This is a genomic window from Acidimicrobiia bacterium, from assembly GCA_035651955.1.
Classification (GTDB): Bacteria; Actinomycetota; Acidimicrobiia; order IMCC26256; family JAMXLJ01; genus JAMXLJ01.
Map to the genome: position 1 here is coordinate 18,278 of DASRES010000015.1, position 18,329 is coordinate 36,606.

The window sequence follows — 18,329 nt, forward strand, 5'->3', positions numbered from 1 at the left end:
ATGACCGGCACCGCGGGCTTCCTGTACCTCGAACGGCTCGGTCCGGACGACCTCCGCCTCCTCGCCGACGTGGCACGACGCGTCGGCGCGGACCCCACCGACACGACCGTCGAACGGATCGTCGCCGAGCCCGATCGCGCGGTCGCGCTGCTCGAGCACCCGCTGACACACGACGCCGTCTTCGGCACGCCGGACGCGCCCGTCGTGTTCGGCGCGTCGCCGGTGTCGCCGTTCCTCGCGTTCGCCGTCGCGGTGCACCACGCCGCGAAGGAGCTCGCATCGCTCAACTTCACGACTGAGTGGGTCGGCCCGCGACGACGGCTCCCGGTGTTCGACGTCGGCGTGCTGCGCGACTTCCTCGACGACCCGCTGCGGCGGCTGTTCCTGGTCGAGCTCCTCGCGTCGTACACGCACATCACGAGCGGTGCCACGTGGGAGCGCACCGCGCGCGGATGGCGACGACGGAAGTTCAGCGAGCTGGACCCCGCGCAGCTGGCCACGCTCCTCGACGTCGTGCCCGAGGCCGACCGACCCGGCGTGTACCGCCGCCTCGGTGACCTCGCGCTGTTCCTGACGGGCGTCTTCCCGGATCACACCGCGACGCGCTTCCTCGCGCCCGTGCAGCGGACGCGTCTCCTGCGCGTGACGGGTGCGCGCGAGGCGTCGGACGTCGTGCCCGACGACGAGAGCCTCGGCGCGGTCGCGCTGCTCGAGGAGCTCGGCGCGCGCTGGTACCGCCTCGCCGCGACGACCGCGCGTGCGCCGCTGACCGCGACGATGCAGGTGATCCAGTCCGTCGCCGATCGCTTCCGGCCCGCGCGGCGCGTCCTGAACTTCGTGACCGACCGCTACCTGTTCCCGCTGCGCGACCAGCTCTTCGGACCTGCCTGACCGCGTCGACCGCGCCTATCGCGCCCGCTGCTCCTCGTGCAGCACCGCGAAGTCCTCGTCCCCGCGGCCGTCGTGGACCGCGGCACGCAGGAGCTCGGCGGCCGCCCCGGTCGCCCGCAGCGTGAGCCCGCGGTCGCGGGCCGCGTCGTGCATCAGGCCGGCGTCCTTCAGCGCGTGCCGTGCCGCGAAGCTCGTCGGATACTCGTGCGCGAGCATCGCCGTGCCCTTCAACTGCGCGTACGGCGTGTCGAGCGGTCCGCCGCGGATCGCGTCGAGGAAGAGCGCGCCGTCGAGTCCGAGCGCCTCCGCGAACGCGAGTGCCTCACCGAGCGCGAGGAGGACCCCGAGCAGCCAGTCGTTGACGACGAGCTTCAGTCGGGTCGCGTCGCCGGGACGCTCGCTCACCCACACCGTCGACTTCCCGACCGCGTCGAACACCGGCGCGCAGCGAGCGCGGGCGTCGGCGGCGCCCGCGGCGAGCACGAGCAGCTCGCCCCGCTCCGCCGGTGCCTTGGTCCCCGAGACCGGTGCGTCGACGAACACGACGCCGGCGTCGCGCGCGAGGCCGGCCAGCTCGTCCGTCGCCGCGATCCCCACCGTGCCCATCTGCGCCCACACCGCGTCGGCGCGCACGTCGCCCAGCGCATCCCACATCACGTCGCGCGTCGCGTCGCCGTCCGTCAGCATCGTCACGACGACGTCGCCCGCCCCGACGGCTTCGGCCGGCGAGGCCGCGACGCGCGCACCCTCCCCGGCCAGCGGCTCGGCCCGCTCGCGCGACCGGTTCCACACGGTCACGTCGTGACCGGCGCGCAGCAGCGCGTGCACCATGCCCGTCCCCATCGTTCCCGTCCCGAGCAGCGCGACCTCCACGGCCGGCTGCATACCCGGTCCGCCGACGCGGTACAACCGCGCCCGTGACCAGCGCGGAGCTCCTCGCGGACGCCTTCGGTCGCGTGCGCGAGGTCGTCCACCACGTCGTCGACGGCCTCACGGACGACCAGCTCGCGCGCCGGGTCGACCGCGACGCGAACACGATCGCGTGGCTCGTGTGGCATCTCACCCGGATCCAGGACGACCACGTCGCGACCGTGGCGGGCAACGAGCAGGCGTGGACGGCGAGGGGGTGGGCCCAGCGCTGCGGCCTCCCGTTCGACACGCACGCGACCGGCTACGGGCACTCGCGCGACGAGGTCGGCCGCGTCCGGCTTCCGGCGGAAATGCTCGTCGGCTACTACGACGACGTCCACGCAGCCACGCTGCGATTCGTGGCAGGGATCACCGACGCCGACCTCGACCGCGTCGTCGACCGCGCGTGGGACCCGCCGGTCACGCTCGGCGTGCGGCTCGTCAGCGTCGTCTCGGACAACCTCCAGCACGCCGGTCAGGCCGCGTTCGTTCGCGGCATGATCGAGCGCGCGGCGCGCTGATGCGCGACGCGCACCGGCGACACACAGCACGACCACGAGGAGGGCCCCGTGCCGCTCGACGAAGACGCCGTCCGTCTCGCGAAGGGCAAGAACTTCGCGACCGTCGTCACGCTCATGCCCAACGGTCAGCCCCAGGCGCTCCTGACCTGGGTCGACACCGACGGCGAGCACCTGCTCGTGAACACCGAGCCCCAACGCCAGCGCGCCCGCAACGTCGCGCGCGACCCGCGTGTCACCGTGCTCATCCGTTCCGAGAGCGACCCCTGGGACTGGGCCGAGGTGCGCGGTCACGTCGTCGACACCGTCGACGGAGACGAGGCGCGTGCCCACATCGACGAGCTGTCACGCAAGTATCTCGGGAAGGACTACGCGAACCCGATCGGTCCCCACGGCCGGGTCATCCTCCGCATCGCGGCCGACAAGGTCAACACGCCGAGGTCGCGACGCCACTGACCGCGTGCTCAAAGCTCCGCGCTGGGTGCTGCTTCGTCGAGGACGGCGAGGATCTCGTCGCCGTAGCGGTCGAGCTTGGTGGGCCCGATCCCGGTCACGGTGCGCAGCGCCGTCAGCGTCTTCGGGCGCTTCGCCGCGAGCGCGACGAGCGTGGCGTCGTGGAACACGACGAACGCGGGCACGCCGTCGCGCTTCGCGCGCTGGGTCCGCCAGTGCCGCAGCGCGACCTCCGCGGCGGTGGCCTCGGGGGAGTGGTCACGAGGGGGTGGCGGCGTTGCCGGCGTGGCGGTCACGCTCGTGCCGTCGCGGCGTCGTGACTGCGCGGGCTCGTCCGCATCGTGCGGCGCCGCGCCCGTGAACTCGTCGAGGAAGCGCGACGGGCGCGACGCGTCCGCGAGCACCACCGCGGCGTCACGCGCCCGCGTGATCGCCACGTGGAGCACGCGCCGCTCCTCCTCGACGTCCTCCGCGAGGCGGTGGGGGACGATCCCCGCGGTCACGCCGAAGACCGCGACGCGGTCCCACTCGCGTCCCTTGACGCGATGCACGCTCGACAGCGTCACGCCGTCCTCCGACGTCTCGCGGTGGAACACCGACCGGAGCCACGGCTCGAACGTCGCCGCGTCGGGATGGAGCGCGGCCACCTGCGCGAGCGCCTCGAGGTCGTCGAGGTGGCTGGATCCCTCGGCCGCGTTCGAGTCGAGGAGACTCATCGCGTCGCCGAGGCCGATCGTGTCACGCACGACCGAGAGTGCCTCGGCCGTCGACGCGACACCGACCGCGTCGGCGACGAGCGCAAGGTCGTCCGCGAGCGACTCGACCTTGCCCACGACCTTCGTGTCGTCGATCCTCGAGGCGATCGCGCGCACGCCGTCGACGCCCATGCCGTTGCGGAACCACTTCTCGATCCAGCGGGGAAGCCCACGCGACGGGCGGCGGTACACCTCGACGAGGTCTGCCTTCGTGCACGAGCCGGGACGCGCGCCGATCCGGAGGTACGCGAGCGCGGCGCGCACGCCGGTGCGCTCGAGCACCTCGGGACCGAGGTTCGACCGGATGGGCACGCCGGCTTCGATGAGCGCGACGTGCGGCGCGAGGAGGAGCGAGTTCACGCGCGCGAGGACGGCGACGTCACGCGGGGAGGCGCGCCCGTCGTCGAGCCAGCCGCGCACGACGTCGACGACGGCCGACGCGCCGGCGTCGTGCTCGTGCACGCGCACCGTGAGCGCGTCGTCGCGTGCGACCGCGCCGGGACCGGGGCGCAACACCTTCGGCACGCGACGCCGGTTGTACGACAGGAGATGGCGGGCCGCGTCGACGACGGCGACGGGGCAGCGGTAGTTGACCTCGAGCGGGTGGTCGCCGCCGCCGGGGAACAGATCCGAGAAGTTGACGAGGAACCGCGGGTCGGCGCCCGCGTGCCCGTAGATCACCTGGTCGTCGTCGCCGACGCCGAAGACGTCGAGCCCCGGCGCCGCGAGCAGCCGGAGCATCAGCACGTGCGCGGGCGTCAGGTCCTGGAACTCGTCCACCAGCAGGTGCCGGCACGCGGCCTGCATCGCGCGGCGCAGCCGGCCGTCGTGGAGCAAGGCCTCGATCGCGCCGTACACCTGCTCGTCGAAGTCGACCGCGTCGCGGGCGCGCAAGGCAGCGCGGTACCCGTCGAACATCCCGGCGAGGCCCGGGACGTCGTCGCGCTCTGCCTCCACACGTGCCGGATCGCGCAGTGCGAGCCGGACCTCGGACAGGGCCTCCAGGTACGGCGCGATGCGATCGGTGTTGAGGCGCGGGACACCGGGCGGCGCGAGCCCGTCGACGATCGTGCGGACCTCGCGCTCGTCGAGGACACGGGGCGTCGCGCCACGCGCGCGGGCGACGATCTCGTAGCCGAGCGAGTTCAGCGTGCGGGCGCGCGGCGAGAAGTCGCTGGTGCGCGACTCGAGCTCCCGCTGGGCCTGCTTGTTGTACGCGACCGCGAGGACCGTCTCGCGTTCGACGCCGCGGTCCACGACGAGATGGCGCAACCGTTCGGTGAGCACGCGCGTCTTGCCCGAGCCCGCGGGCGCGACGACGCGTGCCGGGCCCGCGCCGTGCTCGACTGCCGCGAGCTGGTCGGGTGCGAGCTCGGCGCTCGGCGCGCGCGGCGCGGGCACGGGCGTGAGCCGGCCGAGCTCGACCGTCTCGCGGTGGACGACCGCTTCGGCGATCCCGGGCTGCGGGCCGCGCGGCCCGCCGTCGATCCACGCGGGTTCGCCCGACGGGAGCAGGACGTCGCCGGGTTGCGTGCCGTCGGACTCCGTCGCCCCGAGACGGGCCGCCTTCCGGGACCACCACCAGATCGGCGCGCCGGCGCGAGCGTCGTAGTTGTTGGCCCAGACGAGGAAGTGGAGCCGGTCGAGCCACGGTTCGAACTCGGGCTGGAGCGTCCACGGCTCGATCGACCACGAGCGCGGCTCGCGGAACCGGGCCGGATCGACCGCGAGCGCGACGACGACCGGCCGGCGCGCCGCCCACGCGTCGTGCAGCGCGCGCACGGCATCGCCCGGCGCGTCGAGCACCGCGTCGTCGATCGTGACGACGGGCGCGTCCTGCCACGGCCGCGGCGGCGGGTCGCCGACCCCGACGACCACGCCCCGGCCGAGCGCGCGCGGTCCCGGAGACGGCATGCCGACATTGTCGCACCGGGTATGACAGGGAGCAGCTACCAACATGCGGCACTCACGTACGGAACCCGTACGTGAGTGCCGCATCTCGCGTGGCCGGCCGCGTGCGCGCGTGCGCATGGCTCTGGCCGACGTCAGCCAGTGAGCGGCTCGCCCGTCTCGAGCAGCGTCTTCAGGCCGGACAGGACCATCATCCAGCCCTCGCCGCTCACCTTGGCCGCCGTGTTGGGCGCGCCCTCGAGCCGGTCGTGCACGACCGTGAGGAGGCACATGCCGCCGTCGCGCTCGTCGATCTCCCACGTGACCCGGCTCGGCTCCTCCGTGGCGGTGTCGGGGTCCCACAGCGCGGTCCACGTCGCGACGAGCTTGCGCGGCGGGTCGGCTTCGATGATGACGTCGTCGCCCCACAGCGAGTCGTCGGGGCCGTAGTAGCGCAGCGGCGACCCCGCCTTCGCGGTGGTGTCGACGCGCGCGCCGTGGAAGTAGCGCGTCGTGAACTCGGGCTTGGTGATCGCGTCCCAGATCTGCTGCGCGCTCGCCTTGATGAACACGCGGTAGACCTGCGTGGTCTCGACCGACGTCGTCATGCTCATTCCCGCTCCAATCGCTGCTTCAGCTCCGCGAGCGCGGAGACCTGGTGCTCCGTGTACTTGTCGATCCACCGGTCGTGGATCAGCCGGATCGGGACGGGGTTCAAGAAGTGCAACTTCTCCCGCCCCGACCGACGCGTGACGACGAGCCCCGCGTCCTCGAGTACCCGCAGGTGCTTGGCGACGCCGAAGCGCGTCATGTCCACCTCGGACTCGAGCTCGGTGAGCGTGCGGCCGTCGCGCTCGAAGAGCCGGTCGAGGAGGAGCCGGCGGGTCGGATCCGCGAGCGCCTTGAACACGCGGTCGTCGTCGTCGGCCGTCACGCGAGCAGAATACGTGACCGATCGGTCACATGTCAACCCATCGCAGCCTCCGATCGCGCAGACTCCCCGCCGTGGACCACTCGTCGCCGCGCCTCGCCCGTCTCCGCTCCCAGCGCCTGACCGGGCCGCCGGCGCGCACGCCCGAGGAGGTCGTGACGAGGCTCCTCGCGGTCCAGGCCCAGGACCCGCGTGGCGCGCGCCTCGCGATCCGGGCCCGGTCGACGGGTCTGCGCGCGGCCGACGTCGACGACGCGCTCACCCGGCGGCGCTCACTCGTCGTCACGTGGCTCAACCGCGGCACGCTGCATCTCGTCGCGTCCGAGGACTACTGGTGGCTCCATCCGCTGACCACGCCACAGCTCGCGACCGAGAGCCGTCGCCGGCTCGGCGTGGAGGGTGTGAGCCGCGCGCAGGCGGACCGCGGTGTCGGCGTCGTCATGGACGCTGTCGCATGCGACGGTCCGCAGACGCGTGCGCAGCTGCGCGCCCGGCTCGACGACGCGGGCGTGCCGACGGCGCGCCAAGCGCTCGTCCACGTCCTGCTCGCGGCGTCGCTGCGCGCCGATCTCGTGCGCGGCCCGTTGGTCGACGGCGAGCACGCGTTCGTCAGCGCGCGCGACTGGCTCGGACCGGCGCCCGGCCCAACGTCACGACACGCCGCGCTCGCGCGCCTCGGCCGTCGGTACCTCGTCGCTCACGCGCCCGCCGACGCGCGGGATCTCGCGAAGTGGGCCGGGATCACGTTGACCGACGCGCGTCTCGCGCTCCAGCAGGCCGCCGCCGCGCCGTCACGTGCGACGCGCGTCCCGCGTCCGCGTCTCCTCGGCCCGTACGACCCGTTGCTCCTCGGGTGGGCATCGCGTGCCGAGTTCGTCGGGGAGCACCGTCTCGTGACGGTCAACGGCCTGTTCCGCCCGTTCGCACTCGTCGACGGGCGAGCCGTCGCGACGTGGGGTCTCACGCGCGACGCGCTGACGGTCCACCTGCTCGAGCCCGTTGCCGCCGACGCGATCGACGCGTTGCGACGAGACGCGCGGGACGTCCTCCGCTACCTGGACCTCCCACGCGACACGCCGATCACCTTCGAGGGATGACTCAGCCCTCGAGCAGCTTCGCGACGAGCGTGGCGAGCGTGTCGTCGAACACGGCGTCGACGTCGACCGGCTTGCGGAGCTCCTCGACGAGGCCGCGGTCGAGCGCCGGGTCGTCGACCGACTGCCAGAGCTCCTCGGACCGCCGCTTGACCGGCAGGACGGGCGCCATCGACGGCTCGAGCACGATGAACCCGCCGACGACGTACAGGATCGAACGCGTCGCGCGCGCGGCGCGCTTCCCGCGCAGCCCGGCGGCGGTCACCTCGCGTGCGAGCGCGATCTGCAACGGCAGCGCGAGGACGGGTGTGAGCCCGCGCTCGTAGGCGACCGCCGTGAGGTTCGGGTGGCCGCGCGCCATGTCGCGGATCTGGTGCGCGACCGAGAGGATGCGCGCGGCGGGCGTCCGGCCGCGGATCGCGACGGTGACGAGCCGGCCGCTGTAGCGCTCGACGATCGCGTCGAGCAGCTGCTCGCGTCCGCCGACGTGCCAGTAGATGCTCGTCGGCTGCACACCGAGCTGCGCGGCGAGCTTGCGCATCGAGAGCTGGTCGACGCCGTCGCGCTCGACGATCGCCAGCGCTTCGTCGACGATGCGTTCCTTCGTGACGCCCGCCCGGCGGCGTGACGCGCGCACGTCGACGCCCGCGTCGGGGCGAGTGGTCATCGGCTCATCTTTACACGACGCACCCGGTATGTAACGCTGTTCCACAGACCCGACCGGGAGGACCTCCATGGCGCAGATCCGTTACGGCGCTCGCACCGCGGACGAACGTCGCAGCAGGGAGCACGAGGCGACGTCCGCGCAGATCTGGTCGGAGGCGATCACCGCGGTCTACGAGACCGACCCGGACCTGATCGCCGCGATCCTCCCGAAGCCGCTCGCACCGGGGCCCGAGCCGCTCGTGCGGATCACGATCACGACGGTGCAGATGCCGGTCGGACCCGCGTTCGGCGCCGGCTGGATCGGCGTGCAGGCCCGACACGCCGAAGTGCTCGGCGAGTACCCCGTGTTCATGCCGATGACGACGGAGCAGTCGGTCGTCGGCGGGCGCGACACGTACGGCGAACCGAAGAAGATCGGCGACGTGCGCGCGACGCGCGACGGCGACCGGGTCGAGGGCTCGATCGCGCGCATGGGCTTCACGATCTGCGAGGTCCGCGGCCGCATCAGCGAGACGCGTGAGCCGTACGAGAAGCGCAAGACCGACTTCTGGTTCAAGGTGTCGCCGTCGGCCGAGCGCCCGGGCGAGCTCGACCAGGACCCGTTGCTCGTGTACGGCGAGAAGACCGAGACGGCGCGCGTCCACCAGGGGATCGACGGCGACCTCATCCTGAAGGACTCGCCGCTCGACCCCGTCGCCGACCTCGTCGTGCGGCGCGTCGTGGACCTCAACTGGACGGAGCGGGCGAGCACGCAGGTCGGCCGGATCATCGGTCCGGTCCCGCGCTCCGATCTCGAGCCGTTCCTGCACCAGCGCTACGACGACCTGTCCGTGCTCGGCTCACGCGACTGAGCGACCGAAGGACTGCGAGCCATGAGCGATCGCTACACGATCATCTCGTCCGACTGCCACGCCGGCCTGTCGTGCGAGAACTACCGGCCCTACCTTGAGTCGAGGTACCACGCCGCCTTCGACGAGTTCCTCGCCGAGCGCAACGCGCGTCGCGAAGAGGCGATGCGCATGAACTACGACTACATCATGGGCTGGGAGACCGAGCACGAGGAGGGTCTCCGCGGCGCGTTCGACGCGCAGCAGCGCGACAAGGAGCTCGACGCCGACGGCGTGTCCGCCGAGGTGATCTTCGCGGACGCCGACGCGATCACCGGGATGGCGTCGCCGCCGTTCGGCGCCGGGTTGTCGGCCGGGACGATCGAGGACCCCGAGCTCGCCTTCGCGGGTGCGCGCGCACACAACCGGTTCCTCGAGGAGCTGTGCAGCCACTCGCCGGAACGTCGCGGCGGTGTCGCGCTCGTTCCCGTCACCCACGACATCGAGCGCGGCGTTCAGGAGGTCCAGCGGCTCGCGGGGACACCGGGCATCCGCGGCGTGATGATCCCGACGATGTGGCACGACCGGCTGCCGTACAACCACGCCGCGTACGACCCGTTCTGGGCCGCGTGCCAGGAGGCCGGCTTCGTCGTCCACACGCACTCGGGCGAGGCGCCGCAGGAGGAGTACAACGACCACATCGGCATCTATCTGGCCGAGGTCGTCTGGTGGGCCATCCGCCCGCTGTGGCACCTGCTCTTCTCGGGCGTGTTCGAGCGCTACCCCGATCTCAGGTTCACGGTCACCGAGGCGGCCGCGTACTGGGCGCCCGACTACATGTGGAAGTGGGACTTCTACTTCGGCGGTGGCCACACGACGAAGAAGATGCTCGCCATGATGAAGGGCATCGTGTCGAAGCTCCCGTCGGACTACTTCGGCACCAACATCTTCATCGGCGCGTCGACGATGTCGAAGGAGGAGATCCGCCGGCGGCACGTCATCGGCACCGACGTCGCGATGTGGGGCACGGACTACCCGCACCCCGAGGGCACCTGGCCGAACACCGTCGCGCGGCTGCGCAGCGACTTCGGCGACGTCCCCGTCGACGACGCGCGCGCCATGCTCGGCCTGACCGCCGCGCGCTGCTACGGCTTCGACCTCGACGCGCTCGCGCCGATCGCGCAGCGCATCGGCCCGACGCCCGAGGACTTCGGCCAGGACCCGACAGTGCGCACGGACCCCGAGGAGGTCCGCAAGGCGCGCTGGTGGAAGGCGGAGTACGGCCTCACGTCGCCGTAACTGACGCGAGATGCGGCACTCACGTACGCAATGCGTCTGTCAGTGCCGCGTCTTCGCGAGGGTCACCAGGAGCGGACGATCGGGTTGTCGTCGAAGGCACCGCACGTCGAGTCCGCGGGCCACTGCTGCAACGGCTTGTGCACGTCGTCCACCCGCGGCCCGTACTGCTCCGCGAGCGGTGTCAGCAGCGACAGGTCGAAGTGGTACACGTCGGCCGCGTTGAGGCCGAACATCTGACGGCACTCCTCGACCGGCACGTTCGCGAACGACACCTGCAACGCCTCGAGCGTGTGCGGCACCGACCCCTCGTTGTGCGGGTAGTCCGCGCCCCACATGATGCGGTCGATGCCGATGAGATGGCGCACGTCGCACTCCGCGGGACGCAGGAAGCTGGCCCCGATCCAGCAGTTGCGCGCGAAGTACTCGCTCGGCGTCATCGACATCTTCGCGACGGCCTCGCCGCCGAAGAGGTGCTCGGGATGGTCCTCCTTCGCCATGCGCCCGTAGAACCAGTCGAGGCTCGCGAGCCCCCCCGGCACCCACCCCGTCCCCTGCTCGGTGAGCACGAAGCGCAGGCGCGGGTGCCGCTCGAACACTCCGGCGAAGATCAGCGCCCAGAGCGCGCGGTGCCCGTAGATCGGCAGCTCGATCAGGAGGATGGCGCGTGACGCGGCGTCCATCCCGAACGGCGGGATGCCGCCGCCGGCGTGGTGGTTCATGGTGACGTCGAGCTCTTCGCACGTCTGCCACAGCGGCTCGTAGACGTCGGACCAGAGCGGCTCGATGTCGGGATGACCCGGCGGCACGCCCGGCAGCATGATCCCGCCCGTGAGGCCGTGCTCCGCGGCCCAGCGCGTCTCGGCGACCGCGTCGTCCACCTCGTGGATCAGGATCTGCGCGATGCCCGCGCGGCGTCCGGGTGCTTCCGCGCAGAAGTCGGCGAGCCAGCGGTTGTGCGCCTGGATGCCGGCCCACCGCCGCTCGTACTCCGCGCGCGTCGGCAGCGGCGCGAGGAGGTTCCCGGACGGGAAGAACGGCGGGATCGTGTTCGGGAACAGGACCTCGGCGACGACGCCGTCACCGTCGAGCTCGCGCAGGCGCCGCTCGGTGTCCCAGTTCCGGTTCGCGTCCGGGTCGACGAGATCGCCCCAGGGGTTGACGTACGACGCCGCCCACGCGTCGAACTCGTCGTGCCAGCGCGACGCCAGGTACGGCTTGTAGTCGAGCAGGTCTGCGCCGGCGTGCCCGTCGGCGGAGATCACGAGATACCGGTCGGACATGCCCATGCGCGGACTCTAACACGGTGTTACAGAGAGTGCGGACGAAGATCGTGGGCCGCTCGGGGCACGCGCGCGACCGGGGCGGGTCAGCGCACCCGGGCGACGAGATAGCCGATGAGCAACGACTCGACGCACAGGATCGCGAGCAGCGCGGCGATTCCCGGGAGCAGGACGGCCGCGGCCGCGATGATCGCACTGCGCGCGCAGATGCTCGCGACGAGCATGCGGTTCTCGAGGACGGTCCGTCCTCGCGGCGCGGCGGACTGGTCGTGCGCCTCGCTGTCGGTGTGGCCACCCGCTCCGGACACCTCGATCTCGACGTCGCCGTCGCCGGTGCGGGGCGCGTCGCCGTCAGCGTGCTCGGTGCCCGGATCGGCACCGGCGCGGTCGTCGTCCGTGTCGCCGATCAGACCGGAGACGTCTTCGGGCGGGAAGTCGTCGAGCAGCTCGCTGCGCCGCCGGTAGACGCGGATGCCCGCCTCCTCGCAGGCCAACGCGAGTCGCCGGTTGCGCGTCACGATCGCGACGATCTCGGCATGCTGCGCGCGGAAGCCGCGGTCGCCCATCAGCACGACGCCCGACGCCTGGATCACGCCGAACACGCGCGCGGTGAGGATGCCGGTGTCGTCGGGCTCGTACCACGCGTAGATGCCGCACGTGCACCCGGCCGACGGCGCGGGGTGGTCGAAGCCGATCGGGGGCTCCGGCACTCCCGCGGGCAGCGTGCAGCGCGCGCTCAACGTCGTGCCCCAGACCACGTGACGTTGGGTGACGGCGGCGAGCGGGAGCGCGCCGTCGGGGATGTGCGCCCACCGCGTCAGTGGCCGCCACGTGCGATAGCCCCGGAGCGTTCCGGCGACGAGCGGACGCCCGGCGTCACCGCCACCGCAGTGATCCGAGATCCGGCTCATGATCGTCTACGTCCCTGCGGGCACGGGGACCGGGATCGGCTTCTCCGGCTCGGGTGCGGGCTCACGGACGGGCTCGGGCCGCTGACCGGGCTGGGGCAGGGGTTCGAACTCGATCTCCCGGCGGATCGGACCGATCTGGCCGGCACGTGCCGGCTCCGGCCCTTGCCCGGCAGACCGCGAGAGGCAATTCGACATCGGCGCCTCCTCTCGTTGCGTCGAGACCAGCGTGCCGCCCGCCGCCGATGACGACAACCCCTGTCTCGCTCGCGGTCTTGTTGTACCGCCCGCTGTGGCCGACGAACCCTGTACGGGCCCTGGTTCACACGGGATTGCGCGCGCCGTTCGCCCGTCGTGTTGACTGCTGCCCGCCGCGCCGCCCGAGGAGGTCCCATGGCTGCGTCGATCGAGCTGTCGTGCGCGTTCCCGGCGGCAGTGCGCCACGTCGAGCACGCCGCGCTGGCGGAGTCGCTCGGGTACGAGCGGGTCTGGTTCTACGACTCGCCGGCGCTCTACGAGGACGTGTGGATGGTCCTCGCGCTCGCGGCGCGGCGCACGTCACGGGTGGGGCTCGGTCCCGCAGTGCTCGTCCCGGACCTGCGGCACGTGCTCGTGACCGCGTCCGCGATCGCGACGCTCGAGGAGCTCGCACCCGGTCGCGTCGAGGTCGCGATCGGGACCGGCTTCACCGGACGCATGGTGCTCGGTCAGAAGCCGCTGCCGTGGCGGTTCGTCGAGCGGTACGTCCGCGACCTGCGGTCGTTGCTGCACGGCGAGCAGGTCGAGGTGGACGGGAAGCTCGTGCAGATGATCCATCCCGACGGGTACGCGCCACCGCGCCCGATCCGGACGCCGCTGATCGTCGCGGCGTCGGGGCCGAAGGGCACCGCGATCGCGCGCGACATCGGTGACGGGATCATGTGCGTCGGCGCGCCGCAACCGGGCTTCGAGCGCTGCGGGTTGCTGACGTTCGGCACGGTCCTGGACGAGGGCGAGGCGCTCGACGACGAGCGCGTCCTCGCGGCGGCCGGTCCCGCGGCGGCGGTCGTGTTCCACGGCATCTACGAGTCGGCGCCCGAGGCTGTCGACGGGATCCCGGGCGGCTCGACGTGGCGCGCGTCGGTGGAGAAGGTCCCCGCGGCCGCGCGTCACCTCGCGGTCCACGATCAGCATCTCGTCGCGCTCACCGCGCGCGACCGCGAGGCGCTCGACCCGTCGCTGATCCCGTCCTTCACGTGGACGGGCACCGCCGAGGAGATCCGCGCGCGCGCCGAGGCAGCCGCGGCGGGAGGCGCGACCGAGCTGCTGTACGCGCCGATGGGTCCCGACGTCGAGCGCGAGCTGCGCGCCTTCCGGGACGCGATCGCATGACTGTGCAGGTCGCGGACGACGGGCGGGTCCGCACGATCACGTTCGACCGGCCGCGCGTGCTCAACGCGTTCGACACCGCGCTGTACCGCGCGACCGCGGACGCGCTCGACGCGGCGCGCGACGACGACCGCGTGCACGTCGTCGTGCTCACCGGTGCGGGACGCGCGTTCTCGGCCGGCCAGGACCTCGACGAGATGGCCAAGCTGGCGGCGGGGGAGGGCGGCACGTCGGGCTTTCCCGCGCTGCTCGACGCGCTCGGCCGCTTCGACAAGCCGCTGCTCGCCGCGGTGAACGGCGTCGCGGTCGGCGTGGGGTTCACGATGCTCGCGCACTGCGACCTCGTGCTCGTCGCCGACGAGGCCCGGTTCCGGGCCCCGTTCGCACCGCTCGGCGTCGCGCCCGAGGCCGCGAGCAGCTACCTGTTCCCGCTCCGGATGGGCTGGCAGCGCGCCGCCGAGGTGCTGCTCACCGGCGACTGGATCGACGCGCACGCAGCGGTCGAGTCCGGCATCGCGCTCCGGGTCGTCCCGGCCGCGGACCTGCTCCCCGCGGCGCACACGCTCGCGGCTCGGATCGCGAGCGCGCCGCTCGGATCGCTCCGCGCGATCAAGCAGACGATGATCGCCGCGCACGTTGACGCGATCGCCGCGGCTCGTCGCCGCGAGGACGTTGCCTTCGCGGAGCTGCTCTCGAGCACGGCGAGTCGCGCCGCGCTCGACGAGTTCAACGCGCGCGGCGCGGGGTCAAGCGGCTGAGAGGTCGTCGACGTCGGCGAAGAGCAGGAGCCACGCGACGTTCGCGCCGAGGAACACGAGCACGGTCTGCAGGATGGCCTCGATGCGCAGTGCGCGCATCGAGATGCCGAGGCCGCTCACGATCGACGGCGCGATCGCGATCAGCGCGATCAACGCGTAGAGCAGCGCGGCGGCGGCGTATGCGACCGTCCCCAGCGGGCCGGGTGCCGGACCGCGTACGGCACCGAGCACGAGCACGCCGCCGATCGCGACGACCGCGAACGAGGCGCGCCACAGCCCGGTGCTCGCAGGGTCGACGAGCGCGAGGAGGCTCATCAGACCGGGGAGCGCGAAGTGGAGCGAGACGCCGTACGCGCGCCGCCGGTGCATCGAGGAGTGGCGCCACTCGGCGTGCCGGGTCTGGACGACGATGATCCAGAGGCCGAGCAACGTGAAGCACACCGTGCCGAACGCGATGTAGAAGTCCTTCAGCACGGTCCCAGATGATGGTGCGTGGCGGGCGATCGCGCTACGGGCGCCCCTTGACGGCGGCGGTGAGTGCGTCGGTCGCCGCCTTCAGCGTCCGGCCCGTCTCGAGCAGCTCGCGGCCGTCGAGCTCGCGGGCGAAGCCGGTCAGCGACAGGAGGAGCGTCACCGTGCCGTCACGGTCGAACACGGGTGCGTTCACGGCGCTGACCGCGTACCGGGCGGACGGGTCGACGTCGACCGGCAACACGTCGTCGCGCGTCGCGAGCTCACGCGACAGCACGTCGAGCAGGTCCGCGAGCGCGACGTGCTCGACCATCGCGCGCAGGCGCGCCTCCGGGACGGTCAACAGCTCGATCGCGTACCCGCGGGCACGCGTCGCGTCGAGCGCAGCGCGCGCGGTCGCACGGCCATCGCCCGATACTTGCGCGAGCCAGGCGTCGACGGTCTCGTCGCCTGCCCACGCGACGACCGCGGAGCCGAACGGCGGTCGCAACGGGAGCTGCGCGCCGACCCGCAGCGCACCGCCCGACGCGCGCATGTCGCGCACGCTGTCGACCACCGTGACCGCGTCACCCGCGACCGCGAGCGCCGCGCAGTGCGCGTGGGTCGCGACGCTCACGTCGACCATCGCCGCGTGCGCGATGTCGAGCGCGGGCAGCGACGACGCTGCGGCGCGGCCGACGGGCACGAGCGCGGGACCGAGGCGGTACGTCTTGCGGAACGGGTCGCGCAGCAGCCAGCCCGCGCCGGCCAGCGCGGTGAGCATCGAGTGGCACGTCGACTTGTTGACCCCGAGACGGCGTGTGACGTCGGCCAGCGTGAACGTCTCGGAGGGGTGCGAGGACAGCAGCTCCACGAGCGCGACGACACGGTCGGTCTGCGGAGACGGGCGGGCCACGCCCGCGAGGATCGCGGATGCCGGTCGCACATTGCAACCATTGCGGCGCGCATCGCGTCCATGCGAGACTGCGGCGACAGAGATGCGGCACTGACCGTCGCTTTCCGACGGTCAGTGCCGCATGTCGCCCATCCCGGAGGTCGATCCCATGCACGACCTGGTCATCCGTGCCGGCACGCTCGTCGACGGGAGTGGCGAACCGCCGCGCACCGCGGACGTGGCCGTCGACGACGGCGTCGTCACCGAGGTCGGCACGCTGGAGGACTCGTCGGCGCGCCGGACGATCGACGCCGACGGTCTCCTCGTGACGCCGGGCTTCGTCGACATCCACACGCACTACGACGGCCAGGTCACCTGGGACCCGCTGCTGTCGCCGTCGTGCTGGCACGGCGTCACGAGCGTCGTCATGGGCAACTGCGGGGTCGGCTTCGCGCCCGTGAGGCCCGGCACCGAGGACTGGCTGATCCAGTTGATGGAGGGCGTCGAGGACATCCCCGGCACCGCGCTCGCCGAGGGCATCACGTGGGGCTGGGAGAGCTTCCCCGAGTACCTCGACGCGCTCGACCGCATGCCGCGCGCGGTCGACGTCGGCACGCAGGTCCCGCACGGCGCGGTGCGCGCGTACGTGATGGGCGAGCGCGGCGCGCGCAACGAGCCCGCGACGCCCGAGGACATCGCGCAGATGGCCGCGATCGTGAAGGAGGGCATCGCGGCCGGCGCGCTCGGCTTCTCGACGTCGCGCACGATCATGCACCGTGCCGTCGACGGCGAGCCCGTCCCCGGCACGTTCGCCGCGGAGGACGAGCTGTTCGGCATCGGGCGGGCGCTCGGTGAGCTGGGTCGCGGCGTGTTCGAGCTCGCGCCCGCGGGTGTCATGGGCGAGGACCTGCTCGCACCCGAGCGCGAGGTCGAGTGGATGCGCCGGCTGTCGACCGCGATCCGCCGTCCCGTCAGCTTCATCCTCGAGCAGCACAACCTCGCGCCCGATCAGTGGCGCGAGCTGTTGAAGCGCGCCGAGGACGCCAACGCGGAGGGCGCCGATCTCCGGCCGCAGGTCGCCGGCCGCCCGCTCAACATGCTCGTCGGGTTCCAGACCTTCCACCCGCTGCGGTCGCGCCCGACGTACAAGAAGCTCGAGCGTCTGCCGTTCCGCGAGCGCATCGCGGAGCTCCGCAAGCCCGAGGTGCGCGCCGCGATCCTGTCCGAGCAGCCCGAAGGCGAGGACCCGCTCCTGCAGTACGTGAACGCGAGCCTCGACCGCATCTTCCCGATGGGTGAGCCGCCGAACTACGAGCCCGACCCCGCGACGAGCATCGCCGCGATCGCGCGGCGCGAGGGCCGTTCGGAGGACGAGGTCCTCTACGACGTGATGCTCCGTCACGACGGGCGCGAGCTGCTGATGTTCGCGTTGCTCGGCTACAGCTACGGCAACCTCGACGACCTGCGCGAGATGCTCGTGCACCCGATGGCCGCGCTCGGCCTCTCGGACGGCGGCGCGCACTGCGGGGTGATCTGCGACGCGAGCATGCCGACGTTCATGCTGAGTCACTGGGCCCGGGACCGCGACCGCGGCGAGAAGATCCCGCTCGAGAGCGTGGTGCGCAAGATCACGCGCGACACCGCGCGCCTCTACGGCATGGCCGACCGGGGGCTCGTGTCGCCCGGCTACAAGGGTGACCTCAACGTGATCGACTTCGAGAACCTCAACCTGCAGCTCCCCGAGATGGTGTTCGACCTCCCGGGTGGCGCGCGTCGGCTGGTGCAGCGCGCCGACGGCTACGTCGCGACGGTCGTGTCGGGCGAGGTGACGATCGAGCGCGGCGAGGACACCGGCGCGCGTCCCGGCCGTCTGGTGCGCGGGGCAGCGTGAGCGCAGGCGTCACCGTCGAGGAGCTCCTCGCGCGCGAGGAGATCACCGACGTCGTCAAGCGTCTCGCTCGTGGGACGGACCGGCTCGACGAGGAGCTGATCGCGACCTGCTACCACGACGACGGCGTCGACGACCACAACGTGTTCCGGGGCGACGGACGCGCGTTCGCGCGGTGGGTCGTCGAGACACTCCCGCACTTCGCGGCGACGATGCACTTCGTCGGGCCGCCGTTCGTCCGTCTCGACGGCGACGTCGCCCACGTGGACACGTATTGCGTCGCGCACCACGTCTCGCACCCCGACGACGCCGGTGACCAGACCGACATGGTGCTCGGGCTGCGCTACGTCGACCGCTTCGAACGTCGCGACGGCCGGTGGCTGATCGCGCGGCGGGTCTGCGCGTTCGACTGGTCGACGACGGTGACGACGCCGGCGGCGCAGCGGTTCGCGTTCGCGGAAGGATGGACCATCGGCGCGCGGGACCGCAGCGACATCGCGTACTCCGGCGTGTGACGGGGAGGCGGACGATGGCGACGACCGGATCGCA

General features: G+C 72.3%; 19 protein-coding genes. 10 read left to right on the top strand and 9 right to left on the bottom strand.

Annotated features, from left to right (window positions below):
* Nucleotides 1-891 (top strand): hypothetical protein, encoded by an 891-nt coding sequence (locus tag VFC33_03770; protein HZR12345.1) that lies wholly within the window; start codon nucleotides 1-3, stop codon nucleotides 889-891.
* A gap of 15 nt (nucleotides 892-906) precedes the next feature.
* Here the strand turns inward: VFC33_03770 and VFC33_03775 are convergent, their stop codons facing one another.
* Nucleotides 907-1,776: an NAD(P)-dependent oxidoreductase gene (locus tag VFC33_03775; protein ID HZR12346.1), complete on the bottom strand. Its 870-nt coding sequence runs from the start codon at nucleotides 1,774-1,776 to the stop codon at nucleotides 907-909.
* Between the two features lie 32 nt (nucleotides 1,777-1,808).
* Here VFC33_03775 and VFC33_03780 point away from each other — a divergent pair, with 32 nt between their 5' ends.
* Nucleotides 1,809-2,321, top strand: coding sequence for a DUF664 domain-containing protein (locus VFC33_03780; GenBank protein ID HZR12347.1), 513 nt, complete (start codon nucleotides 1,809-1,811; stop codon nucleotides 2,319-2,321).
* Nucleotides 2,322-2,369: 48 nt separating this feature from the next.
* Nucleotides 2,370-2,774 (top strand): PPOX class F420-dependent oxidoreductase, encoded by a 405-nt coding sequence (locus tag VFC33_03785; GenBank protein HZR12348.1) that lies wholly within the window; start codon nucleotides 2,370-2,372, stop codon nucleotides 2,772-2,774.
* Nucleotides 2,775-2,782: 8 nt separating this feature from the next.
* Here VFC33_03785 and VFC33_03790 read toward each other — a convergent pair whose 3' ends face one another.
* The 3 genes from VFC33_03790 to VFC33_03800 all read right to left on the bottom strand — a co-directional run bounded on the left by VFC33_03790 (nucleotide 2,783) and on the right by VFC33_03800 (nucleotide 6,350).
* On the bottom strand, nucleotides 2,783-5,440 hold the full coding sequence (locus tag VFC33_03790; GenBank protein HZR12349.1) for an ATP-dependent DNA helicase UvrD2: 2,658 nt from the start codon (nucleotides 5,438-5,440) through the stop codon (nucleotides 2,783-2,785).
* A 131-nt stretch (nucleotides 5,441-5,571) separates the two neighbouring features.
* Nucleotides 5,572-6,030 (bottom strand): SRPBCC family protein, encoded by a 459-nt coding sequence (locus VFC33_03795; GenBank protein HZR12350.1) that lies wholly within the window; start codon nucleotides 6,028-6,030, stop codon nucleotides 5,572-5,574.
* Entirely contained in the window at nucleotides 6,027-6,350 is a 324-nt protein-coding gene (locus VFC33_03800; protein ID HZR12351.1) for a metalloregulator ArsR/SmtB family transcription factor, read from the bottom strand. Before VFC33_03800 ends, VFC33_03795 begins: the two co-directional genes overlap by 4 nt.
* 71 nt (nucleotides 6,351-6,421) lie before the next feature.
* Between VFC33_03800 and VFC33_03805 the strand changes: the two genes are divergently transcribed.
* A complete protein-coding gene (locus VFC33_03805; GenBank protein ID HZR12352.1) occupies nucleotides 6,422-7,444 on the top strand; it encodes a winged helix DNA-binding domain-containing protein in 1,023 nt (340 codons plus the stop codon).
* A 1-nt stretch (nucleotide 7,445) separates the two neighbouring features.
* Here the strand turns inward: VFC33_03805 and VFC33_03810 are convergent, their stop codons facing one another.
* Nucleotides 7,446-8,108 carry a TetR family transcriptional regulator gene (locus tag VFC33_03810; GenBank protein HZR12353.1) on the bottom strand — a complete coding sequence of 221 codons (663 nt, stop codon included), beginning with the start codon at nucleotides 8,106-8,108 and terminating at the stop codon, nucleotides 7,446-7,448.
* Between the two features lie 67 nt (nucleotides 8,109-8,175).
* On the opposite strand from VFC33_03810, the gene VFC33_03815 reads away from it, so the two are divergent.
* Entirely contained in the window at nucleotides 8,176-8,958 is a 783-nt protein-coding gene (locus VFC33_03815; GenBank protein HZR12354.1) for an acetoacetate decarboxylase family protein, read from the top strand.
* Between the two features lie 21 nt (nucleotides 8,959-8,979).
* On the top strand, nucleotides 8,980-10,233 hold the full coding sequence (locus VFC33_03820) for an amidohydrolase family protein (GenBank protein ID HZR12355.1): 1,254 nt from the start codon (nucleotides 8,980-8,982) through the stop codon (nucleotides 10,231-10,233).
* A gap of 62 nt (nucleotides 10,234-10,295) precedes the next feature.
* On the opposite strand, the gene VFC33_03825 is transcribed toward VFC33_03820, so the two are convergent.
* The gene (locus VFC33_03825; GenBank protein HZR12356.1) at nucleotides 10,296-11,519 is read right to left on the bottom strand and encodes an amidohydrolase family protein; all 1,224 of its coding nucleotides are present in this window, start codon (nucleotides 11,517-11,519) and stop codon (nucleotides 10,296-10,298) included.
* Nucleotides 11,520-11,599: 80 nt separating this feature from the next.
* Nucleotides 11,600-12,424, bottom strand: a complete 825-nt coding sequence (locus tag VFC33_03830; GenBank protein HZR12357.1) for a hypothetical protein — start codon at nucleotides 12,422-12,424, stop codon at nucleotides 11,600-11,602.
* Nucleotides 12,425-12,814: 390 nt separating this feature from the next.
* On the opposite strand from VFC33_03830, the gene VFC33_03835 reads away from it, so the two are divergent.
* Both VFC33_03835 and VFC33_03840 read left to right on the top strand, forming a co-directional pair.
* Nucleotides 12,815-13,792 (top strand): LLM class flavin-dependent oxidoreductase, encoded by a 978-nt coding sequence (locus tag VFC33_03835; protein HZR12358.1) that lies wholly within the window; start codon nucleotides 12,815-12,817, stop codon nucleotides 13,790-13,792.
* A complete protein-coding gene (locus VFC33_03840; protein ID HZR12359.1) occupies nucleotides 13,789-14,547 on the top strand; it encodes an enoyl-CoA hydratase-related protein in 759 nt (252 codons plus the stop codon). The genes VFC33_03835 and VFC33_03840 overlap by 4 nt, the downstream gene beginning before the upstream one ends.
* On the opposite strand, the gene VFC33_03845 is transcribed toward VFC33_03840, so the two are convergent.
* Nucleotides 14,536-15,021, bottom strand: coding sequence for a hypothetical protein (locus VFC33_03845; GenBank protein ID HZR12360.1), 486 nt, complete (start codon nucleotides 15,019-15,021; stop codon nucleotides 14,536-14,538). The two genes, VFC33_03840 and VFC33_03845, sit on opposite strands and share 12 nt — an antisense overlap.
* A 34-nt stretch (nucleotides 15,022-15,055) precedes the next feature.
* Complete coding sequence (locus tag VFC33_03850) at nucleotides 15,056-15,913, bottom strand: helix-turn-helix domain-containing protein (GenBank protein ID HZR12361.1); 858 nt, start codon at nucleotides 15,911-15,913, stop codon at nucleotides 15,056-15,058.
* 148 nt (nucleotides 15,914-16,061) lie between these two features.
* Between VFC33_03850 and VFC33_03855 the strand changes: the two genes are divergently transcribed.
* Nucleotides 16,062-17,783: an amidohydrolase family protein gene (locus VFC33_03855; GenBank protein ID HZR12362.1), complete on the top strand. Its 1,722-nt coding sequence runs from the start codon at nucleotides 16,062-16,064 to the stop codon at nucleotides 17,781-17,783.
* Nucleotides 17,780-18,295: a nuclear transport factor 2 family protein gene (locus tag VFC33_03860; GenBank protein HZR12363.1), complete on the top strand. Its 516-nt coding sequence runs from the start codon at nucleotides 17,780-17,782 to the stop codon at nucleotides 18,293-18,295. Before VFC33_03855 ends, VFC33_03860 begins: the two co-directional genes overlap by 4 nt.
* Nucleotides 18,296-18,329: the final 34 nt, after the last annotated feature.

Excerpts from the sequence above, each read along its gene's own strand:
- VFC33_03840 (HZR12359.1), top strand. The coding sequence starts at position 13,789 with ATGACTGTGCAGGTCGCGGACGACGGGCGGGTCCGCACGATCACGTTC.
- VFC33_03815 (HZR12354.1), top strand. The coding sequence starts at position 8,176 with ATGGCGCAGATCCGTTACGGCGCTCGCACCGCGGACGAACGTCGCAGC.
- VFC33_03855 (HZR12362.1), top strand. The coding sequence starts at position 16,062 with ATGCACGACCTGGTCATCCGTGCCGGCACGCTCGTCGACGGGAGTGGC.
- VFC33_03810 (HZR12353.1), bottom strand. The coding sequence starts at position 8,108 with ATGACCACTCGCCCCGACGCGGGCGTCGACGTGCGCGCGTCACGCCGC.
- VFC33_03835 (HZR12358.1), top strand. The coding sequence starts at position 12,815 with ATGGCTGCGTCGATCGAGCTGTCGTGCGCGTTCCCGGCGGCAGTGCGC.
- VFC33_03790 (HZR12349.1), bottom strand. The coding sequence starts at position 5,440 with ATGCCGTCTCCGGGACCGCGCGCGCTCGGCCGGGGCGTGGTCGTCGGG.
- VFC33_03825 (HZR12356.1), bottom strand. The coding sequence starts at position 11,519 with ATGGGCATGTCCGACCGGTATCTCGTGATCTCCGCCGACGGGCACGCC.
- VFC33_03830 (HZR12357.1), bottom strand. The coding sequence starts at position 12,424 with ATGAGCCGGATCTCGGATCACTGCGGTGGCGGTGACGCCGGGCGTCCG.
- VFC33_03775 (HZR12346.1), bottom strand. The coding sequence starts at position 1,776 with ATGCAGCCGGCCGTGGAGGTCGCGCTGCTCGGGACGGGAACGATGGGG.
- VFC33_03820 (HZR12355.1), top strand. The coding sequence starts at position 8,980 with ATGAGCGATCGCTACACGATCATCTCGTCCGACTGCCACGCCGGCCTG.
- VFC33_03770 (HZR12345.1), top strand. The coding sequence starts at position 1 with ATGACCGGCACCGCGGGCTTCCTGTACCTCGAACGGCTCGGTCCGGAC.
- VFC33_03795 (HZR12350.1), bottom strand. The coding sequence starts at position 6,030 with ATGAGCATGACGACGTCGGTCGAGACCACGCAGGTCTACCGCGTGTTC.